Here is a 21,081-nt window from a genome sequence, read left to right on the forward strand (position 1 = left end):
GACCAATCGTGCCAATGTTGCAATGCGGCTTCGTCCGCGCGAACTTTTCCTTGGCCATGGCTCTTAACTAGGTCCTGCGGTGGCTGAATGAGACGAAAGGCGATCGACGGGTCGACGGCGCGGCGTCTGTTTAGAACCGGCGGAGGGCGTTTTGCAAGCGGCGTCCGCAGGACCCGTCGCATGTCCCGGCGAGACGCCTCAGGCGGCGTCATGGAGCGGACGAGGGAATCGAACCCTCGCCATCAATGTCGCAGAGCGTCACTCCGGGTCCAGATTCCGCCGTCGTTTCCGACTCTTAGCCCGCATCTGCCGCTATTCCAGGGGATCGCGTGGGGACCTCGCTGCGCCCGCCGGCGGACGAACTCACGGCCGCTCGTCCGCGCTTCCGCGTTCTATCCGGAGCATATGTGAGCACGATGCTTTCGACTGCTTGGCTCCGCCGAGAACGAGGACACCAGCGACGAGGCCTGCGCGCTGTGGGTGATCCAGGACGTCGCCGAACTGCGCCGGCGACGACGCCAAAAAAGAGCCCGGGCTCGGCCGGGCTCTTTCCGCTTGCGCGGGGCCAGTCCAGCCGCCGCGTTACTTCTTCGTCGCCAGATAGGCGATGACGTTCTTGCGTTCAGCTTCGTTCGGCAGCTTGAACACCATCTTGACCGTTCCGCCGGCATATTTCGCCGGATCGGCCAGCCACTCGCTCAGCTTGGCCTCGTCCCACGTCCCGATCTCGGCCGCCTTCTTCTTGAAAGATTCGCTATAGGCGAAGCCCTCAAAGCTCGCGGCCTGACGGCCGACGATGCCAGTCAACGGAGGCCCGATCTTGGCTTTCGCGCCAGCCCCGACCTCATGGCACGTCTTGCATTTAACGAAGACTTTTTCGCCCGCGGCTGCGTCCTGGGCCATGGCCCAGCCCGTCGAGGCCGCAAGCACGACTGTCGCCATTGCGAGTGCTCGCAACATTAGCGCTCCTCCTCAATTGTTCATTTGTTACTTTTATTTTCGAGCAAAACGCACTGGCGGCGAGGCCGCGCGATGCATCCCAGGCGATTAACGCCTGTTTTTGGAGGCCAATTCCGAGCAAAAGGCCCACGCGCCGTATCCCGACACGTTGGCTATATTGAACGTATATTTGAGTTATTACAACTCAAATATCACGAACACGTCAGATCATGGCGCGGCGAAACCGTGGCGACCTGCCCATTCTTGCCAGTTGTCGACGACGGTGCCGGTCAGAAGGATCCCGATGCCGCCGGTCAGCGTGACCAGAACCGCGAACCACCACGCCCAGCGATGGATCGACTCCATCGTGGCGTTGAAGCCCATGGTCCAGCGCCAGAACAGCGCCGCGCGTTCGGTCGCGGTGCCGCGGTCGACGATCTGCTCGATCTCGCGGTCGCCGCCATATCGGGAGACGGCGAGGATCGTGCCCGCGTGCATGGCGAACAGCAGCGCGGAGCCGTAGAGGAACGCGATCGAGAGCGCGTGAAACGGATTGTAGAAAAGGTTGCCGTATCGCAGCGAGAAGTTCTGGGTCCAGTCGAGATGCGGGAAGATCCCGAACGGCACGCCCTCGGCCCAGTTGCCCATGGCGAGCGGCCGGAAGAAGCCGAGCACAAGGAACAGCCAAATCGCGCTCATAAACGCCCACGCGACATGGGTACCGAGACCGAGCGCCCGCGCCCGCCGATACATCCGGACCCACCACAGCAGGACAGAGATCGTCAGGCACATGCCTGCGAGCCGATACCAGCCGCCTTCCTTGAGCGGCGGGAAGAAGTCGAGCCCGTGCTTTTCCAGCGGGGGCGCGAGCTGCAGCCAGAAGAACTCGCGCACGAAGGCCTGCGGGCTCCAGTTCACCGAGGCCAGCATGTTGAGCCCGATGATCTCAATGGCCACGAAGCCGAACATCAGCGACGCGACGCCGAGCCAGCCGAGGTAGATCGGGCCGATCTGCGCGTCGCCGAACTTGCCGAGCCAGTAGCTGTAGAGGTTCGGCGCCTGGCGGACATACGGGCCGCGGCTGTCCATCGGGACGCCGGCGTAAAGCGGCCCTCGAACCTGCACGCGCGTGAAGATGTTTTGATAGCTAGGCATAGCGCTCACCCCTCACCCCGGAACCCGCCAGATGTAGATGTCCTTCCACCACAGCCACCAGTCGGCCCAGTTCTGGCCCTCGGGCCAATAGGGACCGGAGATGATGATGCAGACCGCGCTCCAGAACACCGACGACAGCGCCAGGAACAGGCCGAGCCGGTGGATGCCGAGCGGTCCGATCGAGTAGCCGATCGTGTCGCGGAAGTAGGTGTTCTCGTGTTCGGCGGTCTTCACCGGCTCGCCGGCCGGCGGATTGGCGCTCGAAAGGATCGCGCCGCCATGCATCGAGAGCGCAAGCGCCGTCGTGAAGAAGAAGCTGACCGCGATCATGTGCGCTGGATTGTAGTGGAACGCGAGGTACGCGTATCCCGTGTTCGAGACCCAATCGAGGTGGCTGAAGATGCCGTACGGGAAGCCGTGGCTCCACGATCCCATCAGGATCGGACGAAAGACCACGAGCGTCACATAGGCGAGGATCGCGACCGAGAAGGCGAACGGCACATGATAGCCGATGCCGAGCTTGCGGCAGATCTCGACCTCGCGCAGCAGCCAAGACCCGAAGGCCCCGATGGCGCAGACCGTGACGATCTGCCAGATGCCTCCGGCCTTCATGGGCGCGAAGCCGAGGCCGACGCTCGCATCCGGCGGATTGATCGAAATCAGGAATATGTTCCAAGTCGGGCCGAGCGCGGCGCCGTAAACGAGCATCAAGACCCCGACACCCGTGAACAGGATCGTCGTGACGCCGAAGAAGCCGACGAAGAACGGCCCGACCCAGAAGTCGAACAGGTCGCCGCCGATCAGCGTGCCGCCCCGTACGCGATATTTACGTTCGAAACTGAGCATCGCCATCGGACGCTCCTCCCTCGTCAGCGCTTCGCCGAATGTTCGAAGGTTTTCCGGAGAAAGGCCGACGGCGGGAGCGGGATCGCCGCTTCCGCCGTCGGCGGTCTCGTTCGGCTAGCCCACGTCGAGGGGCTGGTCGATCGACGCCGCCGGAGCCGGCGCCGGCCCGCCCGGCTCCAACCAGTTAAACCGGCTGGTCGAGAGCAGGATGAAGTGAATCACGAGCGCCAGAACGAAGAGGAAAGTGAACAGCGCCACCAAAGCTCTCCGGGGGTCGAACAGCAGCCAGATCTTCCACATAGCCGCCTCCTCAACCGATCAGCTGCGTCAGCGGCGCAAGCGCCGTGTGCACGCCATTTATGACGTCGTTCATCGCGTAGCCGTTCGGCCCGGGTATCCATGGCCGCCACATCCAGACGAGGATGTGGGCGATCACGGCCACGACGGTGAAGCCGATGAAGCTCGAGATGAAGACGCCGTGGAATTCCTTGGCCTCGTTTTCGGTCAATCCCGAAAGCGAGCCACGTCTGTCGATGTCTACCATCGTCTGTCTCCAAAGGTTACCGCGGCCTCCCGCGCGGCGGGGACGTATCCGTCCGAAGCGTGTTCGCCCCGAACGGCCACCCGTCCCACCCCTTTTCAGGAGGGGAACGAATCTCGCTTCGATCCCTCGCCCGGACGTCCGGGTCGAAGGGACCGTGAGGTCAGCCCATGAAGGCGCAGGCGAGCGTGGCCGACGCGGTCGCATGAGCCTCCGCGAAGACCGATCGCCGCCCGGTCACGGGCGCTGCGCCCGCGGCTCGGTCGAAGGCCGCCGCAGTCAGAAACAGGGGGTAGGTCGCGGCGACCAGCGCGCGGAACTCCCAGCGCTCGATCCTGCGGCCTCGCTCCCGCGCGCCCGCCTCGGCGTGGCTGACATCAGTCATTGGCCTGTCCTTCCCAGTTTGATTTCGGGTCGACGGTTCATCGCGCGGCCTCCAGCGTCGCCGCGCGGGCGCGGCCGACGTCATCCGGGCCGACGCTGGTCGCGCCCCGCCCGCGTGCGATGCGTTCTGCGTGGTCGCGCATCCGGCGCGCGGCCGAGATGCGGATCAGGATCGGCTGCCGCTCCAGCGCTTCGTCGAGCGCGGCGTGGGCGCCCGGCTCCCAGGCCATCTCGGCGGCGCTGCGCGAGGGAGTGGCGTCAATGCGGTCCATGTCCTGCGCGAGCGGAAGGATCTGGAACAGCGCGTCGAACAGCGCATTGCAGACCTCCTGCACGAGGTAGGTCGCGCCGGAATATCCCATGAAGGGCGTCCCCGGGTGTCGGCGGATGATCGCGCCCGGGAATGACGCGGCGATGTATTGCGATCGGCCGCCGGCCTCCGCCGCGTACATCCGCTCGTTGAACGAGCCGAACAGAACGAGCGGGGCTTTGTCGCGGATCATGGTCCGGACAACGTCGTTGTCGGTTTTCTTCCCCGGCACGCGCGGGATCGCGAACGCGCAGGGCAGTCCCATGTCGTCCTCGAGGAATTTGCGGACGCCCCGTGTGTAGGTTTCGTTCGCGACGATGGCGAAGGAGGCGGTCGCGAAGAAGTCCTGCGTCACCGACCGCCAGAGGTCCCAGAGCGGCTTGATCGTGGTGTGCTTCTCGCGCGCGATGAAGGGTTCGGGATCCAGCCCCAGAACTTCGCCGAGCTGACGCAGGAATTTGGTGGTCGAGTCGAGCCCGATCGGCGCCTGCAGGAACGGCCGCTCCAGCGTCTCGCAAAGCTGACGGCCGAATTCGCGATACATGCAGACGTTGACCTCGGCCTGCGCGAGCTTGGGCAGGTCCGCGAGGTGGGCGCCGAGCGGGAACGCGAAGTTCACCTCGGCGCCGATCCCCTCCACGAGCCGCCGTATCTCAGCGAGGTCGGAGGGCATGTTGAAGGTTCCGTAGGCCGGGCCGATGATGTTGACCTTCGGCTTGTCGCCCTGCTTGCGGGGGCGCAGCGCCGGCACGCGCTTCGGGCCGAACTCGGTCCACAGCCAGGCCATGGCGCGGTTGGCGCACTGCCACTGATCCTCGTCGATGGTGCGCGGCAGGAAGCGCTTGACGTTGGTGCCTTCGGGCGTCACGCCGCCGCCGATCATCTCAGAGATCGAACCGGTGACGACGACCGCTGGAAGTCCGGGATCGAGCGTCGTCCAGGCGCGCTTCATCGCGCCCTCGGTGCCATGGCGACCTAGCTCTTCCTCGCCAAGTCCGGTGACGACGATCGGAAGCTCGTGCGGCGGCAGCGCGTCGGTGTAGTGCAGCACCGAGGTGACCGGCAGGTTCTCGCAGCCGACGGGACCGTCGATGATCACCTGCAGGCCCTTGATGGCCGTAAAGACGTAAACCGCGCCCCAGTATCCGCCTGCGCGGTCGTGATCGAGCACCAGCATCAGATCATCTCCTCGGCTTTGGCGGCCGCGTTTTGCTTGATCAGATGCTTACGGTAGGTCTCCCTGTAGTCGTCGCGCGCCGTCGGCGTGTCTTCCCATACGCCCGCCGCTTGGCCTTCGCCGACGCCGGCGAAGAACGCCTTCATCGCGCCCATTCGGCCCTTGTTGCCAATCGCCGCGTTGACCACGTCCGCGAGCGAACCGGCTCCCGCCGAGCCGAACAGCGGCCGCGCCGAGATGAGGTTCGTGAAGTAAAGCGCCGGCGTGCCGGCGGCCTTCGCCTTCTGCACCACGGGCGTGGTGCCGATGGCGAGGTCTGGCTGGTACTCAGCCATCGCCGCGAGGTCCTGCTCGAGAGATGCGCGGAACCGGACCTCGACGCCACGCGCCTCGAGCCATTCGCGGTCGGCTTCCGCCTGCGGCGTCTTCGGGCAGGCGGTTCCGACATAGCGTAGGTCCGCGCCGCTCTCGACCAGAAGGCGCCCGACCAGCAACTCCGAGCCCTCATAGCCCGAAAGCGAGATGCGCCCATTGATGCGTTTGGCGCCGAGCGCGGCCTTGATCGCCGGCAGCACCCGCTGCTTGGCGTCGTCGATCTTTTCGGCGGAAACGTTGGCGGCCTTGCCGATGGCTTCGAGCCAGGCGGCGGTTCCCTCGTAGCCGACGGGGCCGGAGCCGACGATCGGGCGGCCCGCCGCCTCAAACTCGCGCATCGAGGCCTTATAGAACGGGTGGATGGCGGCGACGACGGCGCCGTCGAGCGCGGCGTAAAGTTCGCGCCACTCGCGGGTCGGAACGACGGGGCCGGCGGCGAGGCCCATCGGCTCCAGCATACGCGCGATGCCCATCGGGTCGGCCGGGAACATCTCGCCGAGCAGAGTCACGCTCGGCATTTCTGAGCGCCCGCCCTTCGGAGCCTGGACGGGGCCGTCCATCACTTCCTTGCGGGCATAGGCCAGCATCGCGCCGGCCAGCACGTCCTTGGCTTCCGCATGGGTCGGGACGCCGAAACCCGGAACGTCGATGCCAATGATGCGGACGCCGTCGATCTCTTTCGGCAAAAGCCGAAGCGGCACGCCGGAGGCGGTGGGCACGCAGAGGTTCGTCACCACGATCGCGTCGTAGAGCGCGGGATCGGCCATCTTGAAGACCGCCTCGCGGATGTCCTCATAGAGTTTGCCGGTGACGAGCGTCTCGGAATTGAAGGGGACGTAGCCGACGGTCCGCTTCGCGCCGTAGAAATGCGAGGTGAAGGTCAGGCCGTAGACGCAGCAGGCCGAGCCGGAGAGGATCGTCGCGGTGCGCCGCATCCTGAGGCCCACCCGAAGCGACCCGAACGCCGGGCACATGGATTGCGGCTGGTCGTGCGGCCCCACCAGATAATCGGCCGCGTAGCGATCCAGGATCTCAGACTTGCCCGCCTTGGCGGCCGCGGCGCGCATCTCGTCCTTGCCCGCGTGGCAGCCGAGCGCAGGCTTCGAGCCGTCCTCCCTGCGCGGGGCGTCGGCTTCGATGACGTCGGGGGCGGGGTCCGCGCTCATGCCCGTCAGACCTCGTCGTACACGACTTCGAGGGACGGCTTTCGGAAGTCGACGCGACCGCACATGTCCTCGAAGGTTGCGGGCTCCAGCACCACGTTGCGGCCCGTGATGTCGCTCGAGAACAGGTTGAGCAAACCGTCCTGGGTGAGCGGCGTCGGGCGCATCGGAGGCGCGTCGGCGACATTCATCGCGAGGTCCTCGAACAGCGGGCCCCAGCGCGTGCCGGGCATGCCGATGATCTCGTAGGACGCGCTCTTGCGGCGGATGTCGTCGTCGGCCGGGATCGAGGCCAGCACCGGAATGCCGGCCTTCTCGGCGAAGGCGGCGGCCTCGCCGGTGCCGTCGTCCTTGTTCACGACGATGCCGGCGACCCCGACATTGCCGCCGAGCCGGCGGAAATAGTCGACGGCCGAGCAGACATTGTTGGCGACGTAAAGCGACTGCAGGTCGTTCGAGCCGACGACGATCACCTTCTGGCACATGTCGCGGGCGATCGGCAGGCCGAAGCCGCCGCACACCACGTCGCCGAGGAAATCGAGCAGGACGAAGTCGAAGCCCCATTCGTGGAAGCCGAGCTTTTCGAGCAGCTCGAAGCCATGGATGATGCCGCGACCGCCGCAGCCGCGTCCGACCTCCGGCCCGCCGAGCTCCATCGCGTAGACGCCGTCGCGCTTGAAGCAGACGTCGCCGATCGCGACCTCATCACCCGCAAGCTTCTTCCTGGTCGACGTCTCGATGATGGTGGGACAGGCCTTGCCGCCGAACAGCAGCGAGGTTGTGTCGCTCTTGGGATCGCAGCCGATAAGCAGGACCTTCTTACCCTGCTGGGCCATGCAGTAGGAGAGGTTTGCGAGCGTGAACGACTTGCCGATGCCGCCCTTTCCGTAGATCGCGATGATCTGGGTGGCCTTGGACGACGGCTTGTCTTCCGTCGCCTGCGCGATCAGGGCAGCGAGACGTGCGTCGGCGGTGCTCATGCCGTTCCCTTCCAGTCGATGATCATCTTCAGGCAGGACGGATCGTCGAACGCGACGGCGTAGGCGGACGACGCCTCGGCCGCCGGCCGGCGATGGGTGATCAGGCCCTCGAGCGACAGCCGCCCGGACGCCACCAGCGCGTTGGTCGCGACGAGGTCCTGCGGCTTCCATTCGGCCGCGATCCGCAGCCGCGCCTCGCGCATGAAGGCGGGCGGGAACGCGAAGGAGATCGGCGCCTCGTAGAAGCCCGCGAGCACGAGCTCGCCGCCCGGCGCGAGGCGCTGGATGAGGGGATCGACCAGCGCGCCGTCGCCGGAGGCGTCGCAGACGACGCGATAGTCGCGGCGGGCGTCGGCGTCGGGATCGACGACCGGATAGCCATGCGCGCCGGCGCGGCGGGCCGGGTTCTTCTCCCACACCGTAGGCGCCTCGGCCCCGCGGGCGACCGCGATGCGGGCGATGAGGCGGCCGAGCACGCCGTGGCCGACGATGAGCTCGGGCTGGGGACTGTTTGCGAAGGCGTGATAGGCAGTGGCCGCGAGCGCGAACAGGGCCGCCTGCTCGCCAAGCGGGGCCGCGACCGGCGCGACGCGCGCGCCCGGGGCGACGAGGACGCTAGAGGCGGCGCCGAACAGACCGCGGACCTCGCCGAAACATTTCGCGCCAGGCACGAACACGGTTTCGCCGACCCGGCGCCCGGAGGCTGAGCCGGCCGCGACGATCTCGCCGACCGACTCGTAGCCGGGCACCAGCGGATAGCCCATGCCCGGGAACTGCGGCATGCGCCCTTCCCAGAACAGCCGCTCGGTGCCGGTCGAAACGCCGCTGAACTCGACGTCGACGATCACGTCCTCAGGCTTCGGCTCGTCCAGCGCGAGCAGCTCGACGCCGAGCTGGCCTGGCGAGCGGAGAACGACGGCTGGGGCTGTCATCGCCATGTGATGGCTCCGGTGGTCGGCCTGTCCGATCCATGTGTCAGCTTAATCTTACATCCTTGGTTGTCAAATATACTTTACAGTTAGTCGCGCCAGATCGGCCCTTCGCCGGCGCGTCGTGCGGTGATCACGCCGATCGGCAGCGCGCCGCGGGTCAGCCGAGTGTTGACGCGGCCGAAGCCGGCGGCCGCGAGCAACTCGCTGATTTCGTCGGAGGTGCGAGGCTGGCCTGAGCCCATAGCCATGAGATAGAACGCGAAATAGGCGTGCCCGACGCGGCGGGCGCCGCGCATCCCGGCGAGCGGTTCGGCGATCAGGACCTCGCCCGAGGGCGTGAGCGCATCGCGAGCGACGCGCAGAATCTTCACCGCCGTCTCGTCGTCGTGATCGTGCAGGACACGGATCAGCGAGACGACATCGGCTTTCGCGCCATCGACGCCCGCCAGGAAATCGCCGCCGCGCGGGTCGATGCGGCTGTCCGGAAATCCGGCCGCCGCAAGGCGGGCGCGGGCGCGGGCCGCGACAGGCGCAAGATCGATCAGACCGATCCTCAGATGCGGCCATCGGGTCGCGGCGGCCTCTGCGAACGCCCCCTCGCCGCCACCGAGATCGAGAAGCGAATTGCGGTCGCCGAACGAGACGACGTCCAGCACGTCGTCGGCGACGAAGCTCTGCGATTCGTGCATCAGGGCCGAATAGGGCGCGACCTCTTCGTCTCCCACGGCGCCGCCGTCGCCGGCGGCGTAGGGCCAGAATCGCGACAACCGGGTCCCGCCGACTTCTCCCTGCAGCAGGGCCACAGGGTCCGCAAGGTCCGCGTAGAGCATGTCGTGATGGGCGATCATGGCGCGCACGCCCGGCTCGCTTTGGAGCGCAGAACCGAGCGAGCCGATCTCGAAGGCGCCGTCGCGCCGAGCCTCAACGAGGTCGAGCGCCGCCGCCGCATTGAGTAACTGTTCGGCGGCCTTGGGCTTGAGACCGAGAGCGCCGCTGAGGTCGCCGGCGGTTTTCGGGCCGTCGATGAGCTTGCCCAGCAGGTCGAGGTCGACCACGGCCTTCAGGATCTGCGAGTAGACGAATCCCGCCGTGAGGTCGAACAGCGCGTTGGCGTTGCGGCGCGCGATCGGCCGGGTCAGCGGGAACGCGGCGGCGCGCCGCCTGAAGTTTCGGTCGGCGAGTTTGCGTGCGCGGAACCCGCGCCAGGCGTCGCCGAGCCGCTCGCTCCAGGGATCGCCCGACAACAGGAGGTCTCGCCATGCCATGGTCCGACCCTTTCGGTTCAGGCTGCGGCCGCGACTAGCCCGGCCGGCACGAAGCGCTGCGTCTCGGTGAGGATCAGCGCCCTGAGATGGGCTTCGCCGCGACAGGGCGGGACCAAGGCGGTGGCGCGACCGACCAAGGACTTCAATCGCGAAACCGCGGCGTCGAGACCAAGTTCGAGCACCGCGCTCGGGCGCCCGAGCGCCTTGTCGCGGCCGGTAGGCTTGCCGATCACGGCCGTGGAGCCGACGTGATCGGCGATGTCGTCAGCGACCTGAAAGGCCTCGCCGATGGTCTCGCCAAGCGGTCGCCAAAGTTCGTGTTCGGCGCCTGCGGCCGCGGCTCCCGCGACCGTCGCCGCCGCGAACAGCGAGCCGGTTTTGGCCAGGTGGTAGGCCGCAAGATCGACGGCGCTTTCGCATTCCCAGGCTTGGCCCGCGGTTATGCCGCCCTGCGCCCCGACCGCCCGGCCGACGACCCGGATGAGCGGCGCCATCCGCTCCGGATGACGCATGGGACTGGCGGCGATCAGATCGAAGCCGAGAACGATCAGCGCGTCGCCTGCAAGGACCGCGAGGCTCTCTCCGAACGCGCGATGCACGGACGGCTTGCCGCGCCGCATGTCGGCGTCGTCGAAACAGGGCAGGTCGTCGTGGATCAGGCTCGCGCAGTGCAGGATCTCGATCGCCGTGGCCGCCGCGTCGCTCGCGGCGGGATCGTCATCGCCGCAGGCGAGCGCGACCGCTAGGGTCAAACGGGGCCTGATGCGCGCTCCGCCTGGAAACACCGCGTAGTGCAGCGCATCCGCAAGGCGCGGCGGGCAGTCGGTCTGCGCGGCCGCCAGAAGAGCCGCTTCGATCGACGATTCGATGCGCGCTGCAAGATCCACTACCGCCTCCCGCCGTTCGTACGTTTTTATTGACGTCGATCATTGTCCAAAACATTGGACATATAAAGGGGGATGTCGGATGTTTTTTGCGGGCGGCGGGAAAGCGAGCGGCGATGGATCGCACAACCGGACATAGCCGACGGCCAACTGCGACGCCGGCGTGCGCGACATGACCGCAGACCGGGTCGTGGTGATCGGCGCCGGCATTGGCGGGCTGGTCGCGGCTGCGATCCTCGCGAGGCGCGGCCTCGACGTGACGGTTCTCGAGAAGGCGACCGGGCCGGGCGGCAAGATGCGCACCGTCACGATCGGGGGGCAGCCGATCGACGCCGGCCCGACGGTGTTCACCATGCGCAGCCTGATCCAGGAGATCGCAACGGAAGCCGGCTTTGTCCTCGACGACGCGCTGACCTTGAGATCCGTCGAGACGCTGGCGCGGCATGCGTGGGGACCGGACCAGCGACTCGACCTGTTCGCGGATCCTTTGAGGACCGCGGACGCCATCGGCGATTTTTCCGGAGCTCAGGAGGCGCGACGGTTCTTGGCGTTCCATGCCGAGGCGGCCCATGTCTTCAAGACGCTGGACCAATCGTTCATACGCGCCGCGGAGCCGAGCCGCGCGAGCCTGGTGCTCGGCGCGGGGCTGCGCGGTCTCTCCGATCTCGCCCGCATCCGACCGTTCTCGAGCCTCTGGTCCGCGCTCGGCGGGATGTTCGCCGACCCAAGGCTGCGCCAGCTGTTCGGGCGTTACGCCACCTATTGCGGATCCTCGCCATTTCTTGCGCCGGCGACGCTGATGCTCGTCGCGCATGTCGAGATGGATGGCGTCTGGCTTGTCGAAGGCGGCATGACGCGCGTCGCCGAAGCGTTCGAGGCGGCCGCGAAAGCGAACGGCGCGACGTTCCGCTACGGCGCCGATGTCGCGCGGATCGAGGTCGAGCATGGCCGCGTATCGGGGGCGCGGCTTCGCGACGGCGAGACGATCGCGGCGCGCGCGGTGGTGTTCAACGGCGACGTCGCGGCGCTTGCGAAGGGCTTGCTCGCAGGCGCTTCGGCTCGCAAGAGCCCCCATGTCAAACCTTCGGAACGGTCGCTTTCCGCCGTCACCTTCTGCTGGGTGGCGAAGACGGTCGGCTTTCCGCTTGCGCGCCATTCCGTTTTCTTTTCCGACGCCTATGAGGCCGAGTTCTCCGACATTTTCGATCGCGCGCGGCTGCCGGAGCGGCCGACCGTCTATGTTTGCGCCCAGGATCGCGACGACGCAGGAAACCTTGACGCGCAGTCGGAAAGCGGCGCCGAACGCCTGATGCTGCTCGTCAACGCGCCGCCGGTCGGCGACGTCTATCAGTTTGGCCGGGAGGAAATCGCCCGATGCGAAGCGAACGCCACTCAGCTGATGAACCGGTGCGGACTGACGATCGAGCCGTCGGACGCGGTGGTGACGACGCCGAACGATTTCGCGGAGATGTTTCCGGGCACGGCGGGGGCTCTCTACGGCCCGGCGAGCCACGGAGCGAACGCCTCGTTCCGGCGGGCGACGGCGCGGAGTTCCCTGCCGGGTCTTTATCTCGCCGGGGGCAGCGTCCATCCGGGGCCGGGCGTGCCGATGGCGGCGATTTCGGGACGGCAAGCCGCACGGTCCCTGATCCAGGACCTCGGTTCGATCGCGAGGTTCCGCCCGGAGGCTACGCCTGGTGGTATGTCGACGGCTGGAGCGACGACGGAGCCCACGGCCTGACCATCATCGCCTTCGTCGGCTCGGTGTTCTCGCCCTACTACGCCTTCGCGCGGCGGCGCGGCGGCGCGCTTGCGGATCCGGAAAACCACTGCGCGATCAATATCGCGCTCTACGGGCCGGGCGGACGATGGGCGATGACGGAGCGCGGGCGGCGGTCAATGTCGCGGGGGCCCGACAGGCTCGTGGTCGGCCCGAGCGACATCGCGTGGGACGGTCGGCGCCTCACGATCCGGTTCGACGAGGTCTGCGCCCCATTGCCGAAGCGACTTCGGGGCGTCGTGCGCGTGACGCCCGGACTGCTGATGGCGGAAGCGTTCGCGATCGACGGCGAAGGTCGCCACTGCTGGCGCCCGATTTCGCCTTTCGCCCGCATCGAGGTCGAGTGCGAAAGCCCGGCGCTGCGGTGGACCGGCGACGGCTATTTCGACTGCAACGACGGCGACGAGCCCCTCGAGGCCGCCTTCGCCCGCTGGAGCTGGGCGAGCGCCAGGACCGAAAGCGGCGCCAAGATTCTCTATGATATGGAGCTGCGTCGAGGCGGCCCGCTGTCGCTTGCTCTCGCCGTCTCTCGCGAGGGCGCGATCGAGCCGTTCTCTCCGCCGGCGCGCAAGTCGCTGAAAAAGCCGTTCTGGCGGATGGAGCGGCCTGTGCGGTGCGACGACGGATCGGCGATAGAGCGCGTCGCCACGCTGGAAGATTCGCCGTTCTACGCCCGCAGCCGCGTCGCGACGCGGCTCTGCGGCGAGGACGTCACCCTGATGCATGAAAGCCTGTCGCTCGATCGTTTCGCGAGCCCCGTCGTGCAGGCCATGCTGCCGTTTCGCATGCCGCGACGCGCCTGATCCGATCGACGCCGCATCACTTGCCGTCCGGCTCGCGCTCGGCCTTCTCGCGATCCTGCCGTAGCGTCCGCCTGATGGAGACCCACTGGTAGCCGAGGAAGCCGAGCAGCACCCCGAAAACGCCGAGCACCTCGATCAGGCCGAACAGATGGTCACTCATGGCGCGAGGCGCCTCACCGCGCCTCGATCACGCCGCCGAGCGTCTGGCGCTCGAGACGCGCGAAGGCCTCGGCGACCGCCCCGACCCGCTCGCCGAAATCGGGCGGGACGACCTCGCGCTCGGCGACCGCGGCGACGGCGCCGAGCAGAGGACGGGCTGATGCGACCGGCGGCCAGACGCCTGCGGACCGCATCGGCGCGACCGACGACGCGGTCGCAGCGAGCAGCCGCCAGACCTTTGCCGGGCGCGACACCACTGCGCGCCGTGTCACGCTGTCGAAGCCGACGCGCGCGATTGCGGTTCCGATCCCGGAATAGATGCTGCGTGCGGCCGCGATCGCGGGCCGACAATCGAAGGGAAGCGCCACGATGCCGTGGTCGGCACGCGCATAGTGGACGTCCGCGACGCTCAGTAGCCGGCGCACGATGCGTTCCACGCCCGGCCCGAAGGCTGGCCGCGCGAGGAATGCGTCCGCGTCGACGCCCGCCTCCGCGAGCCAGTCAAGCGGCAGGTAGAGTCGGCCGTTCCGCGCATCCTCGCCGACGTCGCGCGCGATGTTGGTGAGCTGCATCGCGACGCCGAGATCGACCGCGCGCGCCCTCGCCTCCTCCGAACGCACGCCCATGACCAGCGCCATCATCAGCCCGACCGTCCCAGCGACCCGAACCGCATAGGCCTCGAGCTGCTCGAACGTCTGATAGCGCCGGTTCTCGGCGTCCCACGCGAAGCCTTCCAAGAGGGCGTCGGGGATGGCGCGCGGGATGCGGCGCGCGATGACGACGGCTGAAAACGCCCGGTCGACCGGCGTCGGTTCAGGGCGTCCCGCATAGGCGCGATCAAGGCGCTCGTGCAGCCGCGCCAGGCGCAGAGGGCTGGCGTCGCAGTCGATCGCGTCGTCGGCGACCCGGCAGAAGGCGTAGAGCGCTGTGGCGGGCCCCCTCACCCGCGCCGGCAGCAGCCGCGCCGCGGCGTCAAAGGACTTCGAGCCAGCGCGAAGGATCGCGGCGCAGGCTTGAAGATCCGAAACGTGTTCAGTGGATGAGGGTCGAGCCATGCGGAACCACCTTATCGAGGATCTTGGCCGAGGACAGAACGCCGGGGAGTCCGGCGCCCGGATGGACGCCCGCACCTACGAGGTAGAGATTTTCGAACTCTTCCGAGACGTTGTGCGGCCGGAACCAGGCGCTCTGCGTCAGGACCGGTTCGAGGCCGAAAGCCGCGCCATGCGGGCTTGAAAAATCGTCCCGGAAGGTGAGCGGGGTCGCGACGCGCGACGTCACGATGGCGTCGGCGAGGCCAGGCAGCACGCTCTCGCTGAGCGACTGCTCAATCTTCTTCCGAAAACACTCGGCCTCGGTGGTCCAGTCGGTCGCGCCCTGGAGGTTCGGGACCGGCGCCAGCACGTAGAAGCAATCACAGCCCTTCGGCGCCATGGACGGATCGGTCGCGGTCGGGCGATGCAGATAGAGGCTGAAGTCATCCGACAGGCGCTTTGAGCGGAAGATGTCGTCCAGCAGCCCGCGATAGCGCGGTCCCATCAGGATGAGATGGTGCGGCAGGTCGGGGTAGGTCTTGCGCGTCCCAAAATACCAGACGAACAGGCTCATCGAATAGCGCGCGGCGGCAAGCTTGCGGTCGGTCCATCGGCGGCGGGTTTCGCTCCCGAGCAACGAACCATAGGCGAAGGCGCTGTCGGCGTTCGAAACGACGACGTCGGCTGAAACCGTCTCGCCGCCCTTCAGCCTGACGCCGGTGGCGCGGCCGCCTTCCACGACGATCCGTTCCACGTCCGCGCGCAGCGCGACGCGTCCGCCCTGGCCATTTATCAGCCGCACCAGTCCGTCGACCAGCTTGCCGACGCCGCCCATCGCGTAATGCACGCCCCAGCGGCGTTCGAGGAACGCGATCAGCGCGTAAAGGCTCGGCGCGTGGAACGGGTCGCCGCCGACGAACAGCGGGTGGAACGACAGCGCCTGCCGCAGCCGTTCGTCCTTCACGAAGCCCGCCACCAGTCCGTAGACCGACCGATAGGCCTGGAGCCGGACAAGCTTTGGCGCGACGCGGATCATGTCGGAGAACGAGGAAAACGGCCTGTCGCCGAGCTGCTCGAAGCCGACGCGGCAAAGTTCCTCGCTGAAGGCGAGAAAGCGCTCGTAGCCGGCGAGGTCGCGGGGCGACAGCCGGTTCACCTCGCCCCGCATAGCTTGCGCGTCGCCGGAACAGTCGAACGTCGAACCGTCATGGAAGCGGATGCGGTAGAATGGGTCGAGCGGCGCCAGCGTCAGGTCGTCCGCCATCCGCCGGCCTGCGAGGCTCCACAGATCCTCGAACAGAAACGGGGCCGTGACGATGGTCGGCCCTGCGTCGAACGTGAACCCATCCTGCCGATGCGTGCGGGCCCGGCCGCCCGGCTGGTCGAGCCGCTCAAGCACGGTGACGCGGTAGCCGCGCGCGCCGAGCCGCACAGCCGCCGCGAGCCCGCCGAAGCCGGCGCCGATCACGACCGCGCTCGGGCGCGGATCGAAGCCGGAGGCAGAGCCATCAGACATGGGCGGGCTCGCCCATTCGCTCGCCGACGGCGACCTCAAAAGGGTCTTTTGGGCCGGCGGGCGCCTGATCGCTCAGCGCGCCCTCGATCACGTCGCGGACAAGCTCAGGCGCCTCCTCATGCGCAAGGTGGCCGAGCCCCTCCAGCCGGACGATGCGGGTGCGCGGCGCGAGGCGGCGAACGGCCTCGGCGCTCGACGCCGGAACCATGCCGTCGCGGGTTCCGGCCACGAGGATCAAGGGCGTCTCCAGCCGCCCGAGATCGCACCCGAACGCCTTCAGGTCCCACCCCGCCATCATGCCGAGCGCGCCGGCGACGTGGGAGGTCGTGCCTGCGAGCCGGCGGTAGAAGCGCGCGTCCTCGTCCGCGATCTTGGAGCCCGTGCCACGGAGCAGGCGATCGACGGTCGCCGGATCGCGGGCGCGGCGCGCGAACAGCCAGGGCGCGATCGGATTGGCCGCGAGCAGCTTGGCGGCGGACGCGAAGAACGGCGCGCTGAAGCCGGTCCAGATCGGCAGCAGCGCGCCGTTCACGCTGACGATCGCGCGCGGCGAGATCAGCCCGTCCAGCGTCATGCGGATCGCGACCGCCGCGCCGGCGGAATGGCCGACGACTATTTCGGGCGCGACGCCAAGCTTCGCGCAAAGCGAGCCGACCGCGTCGGACATGCCGGGCAACGAAAGCCGGCGATACGGCAACGGATCGGAAAAACCGTGGCCCGGCAGGTCGGGCGCGAACACGTCGCAGCGCTCCTCGAGCAGTCTCGCGAGCCGGCGATAGGAATGCGTCGAAGCGCCGGTGCCGTGAAGCAGAAGAATCTGCGGGCCGGCCCCCATCCGCTGGACGTGCCAGCTCAACCCCGCCGCCCGCACGAAGCGGCTCGCCTCGCGGTTCGGCCAGTCGCTTCCGTCGCGGGCCCAATCGAGGCGGTTACGGCTCATCTCACGGCCCGCGCGTTACGCTCTCAACGGCGGCGCCGCGAGCGGCGTCTCGCCTTGCCCAAGCGCGGCGAGAACCGCCGCCGCGATGCTTGCCGCGTCGAGGCCGGCATCCGCGATCATGCCGTCCGGCGTTCCGTGCTCGATGTAGCGGTCGGGAAGCGTCAGCACCCGGACCTTCAGGCCGTGATCGAGCGCGCCCGCGGCGCTCAGCGCCGACAACGCCGCAGCGCCGAACCCGCCCGACGAGCCCTCCTCCACCGTAACCAGCACCTCGTGGCGGAGCGCGAGCCGCAGGATCAGCTGCGTATCGATGGGCTTTGCGAAACGCGCGTCCGCCACGGTGGTCGAGAATCCGCGAGCAGCGAGCGCGTCGGCGGCCTTCAGCGCGTCGCCAAGCCTTGTGCCGAGCGAGACGATCGCGACCGTCGAGCCCTCGCGCAGCACGCGGCCTTTGCCGATCGGCAGCACCTCGCCGCGTTCCGGCCGCGCGACGTCGGTCCCCTCGCCGCGCGGATAGCGGAACGCGATCGGGCCGTCGTCATAGGCCGCGGCGGTCGCGACCATATGAACGAGTTCCGCCTCGTCGGCGGGCGCCATCACGACAAAGCCGGGCAGGCAGGTCAGGAAGGCAAGGTCGAACGCCCCCGCATGGGTCGGCCCGTCCGGCCCAACGAGGCCAGCGCGGTCCATCGCGAAGCGCACCGGCAGGCGCTGGATCGCGACATCGTGCACGACCTGATCGTAGGCCCGCTGCAGAAACGTCGAGTAGATCGCGCAGAACGGCTTCAGGCCCTGCGCCGCGAGCCCCGCTGCGAACGTCACCGCGTGCTGTTCGGCAATGCCGACGTCGTAGACCCGGTCGGGAAACTCTTTCGAAAAGGCGTCGAGGCCGGTGCCGCTCGGCATCGCGGCGGTGATCGCCACGATGCGCTCGTCCGCGCGCGCCTCGGCGACCAGCGCGTCGGCGAACACGGACGTATAGGCGGGCGCGCCCGCCTTGCCCTTCGACTGCGCGCCGGTCGCGACGTCGAAGGCGGACACGCCGTGATACTTGTCCACGGAAGCTTCCGCGGGCGCGTAGCCCTTGCCCTTCTGCGTCACGACATGGACCAAGATCGGGCCGGTCTCGGCGTCGCGCACGTTCTTCAAGACGGGCAGCAGGTGGTCGAGATTGTGGCCGTCGATCGGCCCGACATAATAGAAGCCGAGCTCCTCGAACAGCGAGCCGCCCGACCAGAACGCGCGTCCGTACTCTTCCGTCTTGCGCGCCTTGTCGAACCAGCCGCGCGGCAATTTCTTGCCGAGCTTTTTCAAGGCCTCGCGCGCGCCGCGATAGGTCTTGCCCGAGACGAGCCGGGCGAGGTGCGCCGACAGCGCGCCGGTGGGCGGGGCGATCGACATGTCGTTATCATTGAGGATGACGATGAGGCGCGCGTCCATCGCGCCGGCGTTGTTCATCGCCTCGTAGGCCATGCCGGCCGACATCGCGCCGTCGCCGATCACCGCCACCACGTTGTTGGTCTTTCCTTGCCGGTCGCGCCCGACCGCGAAGCCCAGCGCCGCCGAGATCGACGTCGACGAATGGGCCGCGCCGAACGGGTCGTAGGGGCTTTCGGCGCGTTTCGTAAAGCCCGACAGCCCGCCGGGCTTGCGGAGCGTGCGGATGCGGTCGCGCCGCCCGGTCAGGATTTTGTGCGGATAGGCCTGATGACCGACGTCCCAGATCAGGATGTCGTCCGGCGTGTCGAACACGTGATGGAGCGCGACCGTCAGCTCCACGACGCCCAGCCCGGCGCCGAGATGGCCGCCGGTGACGGACACCGCGTCGATGGTCTCGCGCCGGAGCTCGTCCGCGAGCTGCCGGAGATCGGCTTCGGGAAGCTTACGCAGATCCGCCGGGACCAAGACCCGGTCGAGCAGTGGGGTTCTGGAAAACCCTGCGTCCGGCGACGGCGTCATGGGCCGGTCTCTCCTGTCGCTTAGCGCTCGCCGTCGAGATTAGCTGGACCGCCACAAATGACAACAGAAGTTTACATTTTTTGTGTCAGGCTTTCGTTACACATTGCGACGCCGGCTCATCGTCCGGCTCCGATCGCGCGCGCCATTTGCGCCGCGTCCGCTGAGGGCAGCGCGACATAGCGGGCCGACATCGCCTCGGCCAGATCACGGGCGCGTTCTTGCGGACGGGGCGACACGTCGATCAGCACGGCGCGCGCACCAAGAGCGCCAAGCGCCCTGGCCGCCGCGGTCGCGTCGTCCTGCGCCCGCTTCCGGCCACCTGCACCGTCGCGCGCGACATTCGCGGCCCCGTCGGTCAGCACGACGAGCGTCGGCTGGTCGCCGCGTCGGCAGGCATGCCCGACGAGCGCCGCCGCGGCGTCGAGCCCGCTTGCGAGCGGCGTGCCGCCGCCCCCCGGCAACCCGGTCAACGCACGTCGCGCGCGGGCGAGCGAGCGTGTCGGCGGCAGCACGATCTCGGCGCCCGAGCCGCGGAACGCGACGAGCGCCACCTCGTCACGCCGGATGTAGGATTGCGCCAGCAGAAGCTCGACCGCCCCCTTGGCCTCCGCCAACCGGTGGAGCGCGGCCGACCCGGACGCGTCGACCGCGAAGATGGTGACCGTGCGGCGCTTCTCCTTCAAGCGTTTGATCCGGAAGTCCTCGCGGCGGACAAGCACCCGAGGCGACGTCGCCACGGTCGGCGCCGCGCGGCGGCGGATTCCCTGCCAAGGAGCCGCGGCCCGCAGGGTGTCAATGAGGTCGAGCCGGGCTCCGTTATCAGGCGCGCCCGGGCGGGACCCGATCGGACGGCCCCGTTGTTTGGAGCCATGCGCCGCGCCCGCGCGGCCGGGGGCGCTCCTGGCTTTGCTCATAGGGGGCGGCGCCCCGGCGGCGTCGAGGAGCCCCCGCGGCAGCACGGCCGCGGCCGCTTGGAGAACGGTCTCGGCCATCTCGCGCCGATTGCCGTCCTGTTCGGCGGCTTCGTCGTGGCTTTGGCCGTCCGCGGGCGGCGGCCCTTCCTCCTGGTCGGCGTCGTGCTCAGGCTCGCGATCCTGAGCCCGTGCGGGCGCCTGGGTCGCGCGCGGGCCGAGCACGAGCCGGCCTGCAAGCGCGAGGTCTTCGGCGGAGACCTTTTTCCGGCCCGCGAGCGCCGCCGATGCGCGGGCCGCGGCGGCGGCGAACATCAACGGTCGCACGCCAACGACGCCCAGTTCGATCGCGGCCTGGCCAAGCGCGGCGAGCGCCTCGTCGTCGAGCGCGACCGACGACAGCTGCGCGCGGGCGGCGGCGATCTCGTCCGGACGGGGCGCAGCGACTTCGAGGTCGTGACGCCCGACACCTGAGAGCGAGATCACAAGGCCGAGCCGTTCGGTCAGCACGGCTGGCGGCGGCTGTTCGTCTTGGAGGGCCTCATCACATGCGAAGATCGAGAACCGAGCCGGCAGGTGCGATGCAAAACCGTCGCGTTGGAGCGCAAGCACGCCGTTATCGATCGCCCCGGCGAGCCGGCCCGCCAGCCCTGCGTCGATCCGCTCAGCCGAGGGGATCACCAGTGCGCCGCCATCGGTCTCCGCCAGCAGCCCACGCTCCAGCACCGAACGTCCGGACGCCAGCGTCGCCGCGAGATCAAGTCCGCCGAGCAGGCGGCCGTCCGAAACGCCGAGCGGCAATTTTCGGAACGGCGCGCCATCGGGCAGCAGTGTCCGGAAGATCGAGAGCAGGCGATCGCGCGCGGGTCCGGCCGCGCCACGTACCCGCAAGCCGCCGAGCCCCGGCGGATCGATCGCCAGCAGCGCCACGGCGGCGACGGCGCCCGTCCAGACAGTCGTCGGAGGGTTCGCCGACGACTGTCTGGCGAAGGTTGGACCCGCAGTTTCGCTCTCACAGCCCATTTGAA

20 protein-coding genes are annotated in these 21,081 nt (G+C 68.3%); 2 read left to right on the plus strand and 18 right to left on the minus strand.

Annotated elements, in window-relative coordinates; genetic code table 11:
• Window positions 1-582 precede the first annotated feature (582 nt).
• The 12 genes from PKE78_RS00005 to PKE78_RS00060 form a co-directional block, all read right to left on the minus strand.
• Window positions 583-942 (minus strand): c-type cytochrome, encoded by a 360-nt coding sequence (locus tag PKE78_RS00005; protein WP_271198793.1) that lies wholly within the window; start codon window positions 940-942, stop codon window positions 583-585.
• Between the two features lie 225 nt (window positions 943-1,167).
• Complete coding sequence (gene pufM / locus PKE78_RS00010; protein WP_271198794.1) at window positions 1,168-2,094, minus strand: photosynthetic reaction center subunit M; 927 nt, start codon at window positions 2,092-2,094, stop codon at window positions 1,168-1,170.
• Window positions 2,095-2,106: 12 nt separating this feature from the next.
• The gene (gene pufL / locus PKE78_RS00015; RefSeq protein WP_271198795.1) at window positions 2,107-2,946 is read right to left on the minus strand and encodes a photosynthetic reaction center subunit L; all 840 of its coding nucleotides are present in this window, start codon (window positions 2,944-2,946) and stop codon (window positions 2,107-2,109) included.
• 108 nt (window positions 2,947-3,054) lie between these two features.
• A complete protein-coding gene (gene pufA / locus PKE78_RS00020) occupies window positions 3,055-3,240 on the minus strand; it encodes a light-harvesting antenna LH1, alpha subunit (protein ID WP_271198796.1) in 186 nt (61 codons plus the stop codon).
• A gap of 10 nt (window positions 3,241-3,250) precedes the next feature.
• Complete coding sequence (gene pufB, locus PKE78_RS00025; RefSeq protein ID WP_271198797.1) at window positions 3,251-3,484, minus strand: light-harvesting antenna LH1, beta subunit; 234 nt, start codon at window positions 3,482-3,484, stop codon at window positions 3,251-3,253.
• 160 nt (window positions 3,485-3,644) lie between these two features.
• A complete protein-coding gene (locus PKE78_RS00030) occupies window positions 3,645-3,866 on the minus strand; it encodes a hypothetical protein (protein ID WP_271198798.1) in 222 nt (73 codons plus the stop codon).
• 37 nt (window positions 3,867-3,903) lie between these two features.
• Window positions 3,904-5,352: a chlorophyllide a reductase subunit Z gene (gene bchZ, locus PKE78_RS00035; RefSeq protein ID WP_271198799.1), complete on the minus strand. Its 1,449-nt coding sequence runs from the start codon at window positions 5,350-5,352 to the stop codon at window positions 3,904-3,906.
• Entirely contained in the window at window positions 5,352-6,893 is a 1,542-nt protein-coding gene (gene bchY / locus PKE78_RS00040; protein ID WP_271198800.1) for a chlorophyllide a reductase subunit Y, read from the minus strand. Before bchY ends, bchZ begins: the two co-directional genes overlap by 1 nt.
• Window positions 6,894-6,898: 5 nt before the next feature.
• Window positions 6,899-7,870 (minus strand): chlorophyllide a reductase iron protein subunit X, encoded by a 972-nt coding sequence (locus PKE78_RS00045; RefSeq protein WP_271198801.1) that lies wholly within the window; start codon window positions 7,868-7,870, stop codon window positions 6,899-6,901.
• Window positions 7,867-8,802 (minus strand): chlorophyll synthesis pathway protein BchC, encoded by a 936-nt coding sequence (gene bchC / locus PKE78_RS00050; RefSeq protein WP_271200032.1) that lies wholly within the window; start codon window positions 8,800-8,802, stop codon window positions 7,867-7,869. Before bchC ends, PKE78_RS00045 begins: the two co-directional genes overlap by 4 nt.
• A gap of 86 nt (window positions 8,803-8,888) precedes the next feature.
• On the minus strand, window positions 8,889-10,067 hold the full coding sequence (locus PKE78_RS00055; RefSeq protein WP_271198802.1) for a methyltransferase: 1,179 nt from the start codon (window positions 10,065-10,067) through the stop codon (window positions 8,889-8,891).
• A gap of 17 nt (window positions 10,068-10,084) precedes the next feature.
• Window positions 10,085-10,954, minus strand: coding sequence for a polyprenyl synthetase family protein (locus tag PKE78_RS00060; protein ID WP_271198803.1), 870 nt, complete (start codon window positions 10,952-10,954; stop codon window positions 10,085-10,087).
• A 169-nt stretch (window positions 10,955-11,123) separates the two neighbouring features.
• Between PKE78_RS00060 and crtD the strand changes: the two genes are divergently transcribed.
• On the plus strand, window positions 11,124-12,692 hold the full coding sequence (gene crtD / locus PKE78_RS00065) for a 1-hydroxycarotenoid 3,4-desaturase CrtD (protein WP_271198804.1): 1,569 nt from the start codon (window positions 11,124-11,126) through the stop codon (window positions 12,690-12,692).
• Between the two features lie 5 nt (window positions 12,693-12,697).
• A complete protein-coding gene (locus tag PKE78_RS00070) occupies window positions 12,698-13,534 on the plus strand; it encodes a hydratase (RefSeq protein ID WP_487349012.1) in 837 nt (278 codons plus the stop codon).
• 16 nt (window positions 13,535-13,550) lie between these two features.
• Here PKE78_RS00070 and PKE78_RS00075 read toward each other — a convergent pair whose 3' ends face one another.
• From PKE78_RS00075 to PKE78_RS00100, 6 genes are all read right to left on the minus strand, one after another.
• Window positions 13,551-13,694 carry a type IV pilus modification PilV family protein gene (locus tag PKE78_RS00075; RefSeq protein ID WP_271198806.1) on the minus strand — a complete coding sequence of 48 codons (144 nt, stop codon included), beginning with the start codon at window positions 13,692-13,694 and terminating at the stop codon, window positions 13,551-13,553.
• A gap of 13 nt (window positions 13,695-13,707) precedes the next feature.
• Window positions 13,708-14,748 (minus strand): phytoene/squalene synthase family protein, encoded by a 1,041-nt coding sequence (locus PKE78_RS00080; RefSeq protein ID WP_271198807.1) that lies wholly within the window; start codon window positions 14,746-14,748, stop codon window positions 13,708-13,710.
• Window positions 14,726-16,243, minus strand: coding sequence for a phytoene desaturase (locus PKE78_RS00085; protein ID WP_271198808.1), 1,518 nt, complete (start codon window positions 16,241-16,243; stop codon window positions 14,726-14,728). The genes PKE78_RS00080 and PKE78_RS00085 overlap by 23 nt, the downstream gene beginning before the upstream one ends.
• A complete protein-coding gene (gene bchO / locus PKE78_RS00090; protein WP_271198809.1) occupies window positions 16,236-17,183 on the minus strand; it encodes an alpha/beta fold hydrolase BchO in 948 nt (315 codons plus the stop codon). Before bchO ends, PKE78_RS00085 begins: the two co-directional genes overlap by 8 nt.
• Window positions 17,184-17,198: 15 nt before the next feature.
• Window positions 17,199-19,142 (minus strand): 1-deoxy-D-xylulose-5-phosphate synthase, encoded by a 1,944-nt coding sequence (gene dxs, locus PKE78_RS00095; RefSeq protein WP_271198810.1) that lies wholly within the window; start codon window positions 19,140-19,142, stop codon window positions 17,199-17,201.
• Between the two features lie 116 nt (window positions 19,143-19,258).
• On the minus strand, window positions 19,259-21,076 hold the full coding sequence (locus tag PKE78_RS00100) for a magnesium chelatase subunit D (protein WP_428981233.1): 1,818 nt from the start codon (window positions 21,074-21,076) through the stop codon (window positions 19,259-19,261).
• Window positions 21,077-21,081 lie beyond the last annotated feature (5 nt).

The organism is Methylopila turkensis (genome assembly GCF_027922325.1).
Taxonomy (GTDB): domain Bacteria; phylum Pseudomonadota; class Alphaproteobacteria; order Rhizobiales; family Methylopilaceae; genus Methylopila; species Methylopila turkensis.

Bases quoted from the DNA above. Each gene is read 5' to 3' on its own strand.
- pufM (WP_271198794.1), bottom strand. From the start codon at position 2,094: ATGCCTAGCTATCAAAACATCTTCACGCGCGTGCAGGTTCGAGGGCCG.
- PKE78_RS00080 (WP_271198807.1), bottom strand. From the start codon at position 14,748: ATGGCTCGACCCTCATCCACTGAACACGTTTCGGATCTTCAAGCCTGC.
- PKE78_RS00100 (WP_428981233.1), bottom strand. From the start codon at position 21,076: ATGGGCTGTGAGAGCGAAACTGCGGGTCCAACCTTCGCCAGACAGTCG.
- bchY (WP_271198800.1), bottom strand. From the start codon at position 6,893: ATGAGCGCGGACCCCGCCCCCGACGTCATCGAAGCCGACGCCCCGCGC.
- PKE78_RS00085 (WP_271198808.1), bottom strand. From the start codon at position 16,243: ATGTCTGATGGCTCTGCCTCCGGCTTCGATCCGCGCCCGAGCGCGGTC.
- PKE78_RS00030 (WP_271198798.1), bottom strand. From the start codon at position 3,866: ATGACTGATGTCAGCCACGCCGAGGCGGGCGCGCGGGAGCGAGGCCGC.
- pufL (WP_271198795.1), bottom strand. From the start codon at position 2,946: ATGGCGATGCTCAGTTTCGAACGTAAATATCGCGTACGGGGCGGCACG.
- bchC (WP_271200032.1), bottom strand. From the start codon at position 8,802: ATGACAGCCCCAGCCGTCGTTCTCCGCTCGCCAGGCCAGCTCGGCGTC.
- pufB (WP_271198797.1), bottom strand. From the start codon at position 3,484: ATGGTAGACATCGACAGACGTGGCTCGCTTTCGGGATTGACCGAAAAC.
- dxs (WP_271198810.1), bottom strand. From the start codon at position 19,142: ATGACGCCGTCGCCGGACGCAGGGTTTTCCAGAACCCCACTGCTCGAC.
- PKE78_RS00005 (WP_271198793.1), bottom strand. From the start codon at position 942: ATGGCGACAGTCGTGCTTGCGGCCTCGACGGGCTGGGCCATGGCCCAG.
- pufA (WP_271198796.1), bottom strand. From the start codon at position 3,240: ATGTGGAAGATCTGGCTGCTGTTCGACCCCCGGAGAGCTTTGGTGGCG.
- PKE78_RS00075 (WP_271198806.1), bottom strand. From the start codon at position 13,694: ATGAGTGACCATCTGTTCGGCCTGATCGAGGTGCTCGGCGTTTTCGGG.
- bchO (WP_271198809.1), bottom strand. From the start codon at position 17,183: ATGAGCCGTAACCGCCTCGATTGGGCCCGCGACGGAAGCGACTGGCCG.
- bchZ (WP_271198799.1), bottom strand. From the start codon at position 5,352: ATGCTGGTGCTCGATCACGACCGCGCAGGCGGATACTGGGGCGCGGTT.
- crtD (WP_271198804.1), top strand. From the start codon at position 11,124: ATGACCGCAGACCGGGTCGTGGTGATCGGCGCCGGCATTGGCGGGCTG.
- PKE78_RS00055 (WP_271198802.1), bottom strand. From the start codon at position 10,067: ATGGCATGGCGAGACCTCCTGTTGTCGGGCGATCCCTGGAGCGAGCGG.
- PKE78_RS00045 (WP_271198801.1), bottom strand. From the start codon at position 7,870: ATGAGCACCGCCGACGCACGTCTCGCTGCCCTGATCGCGCAGGCGACG.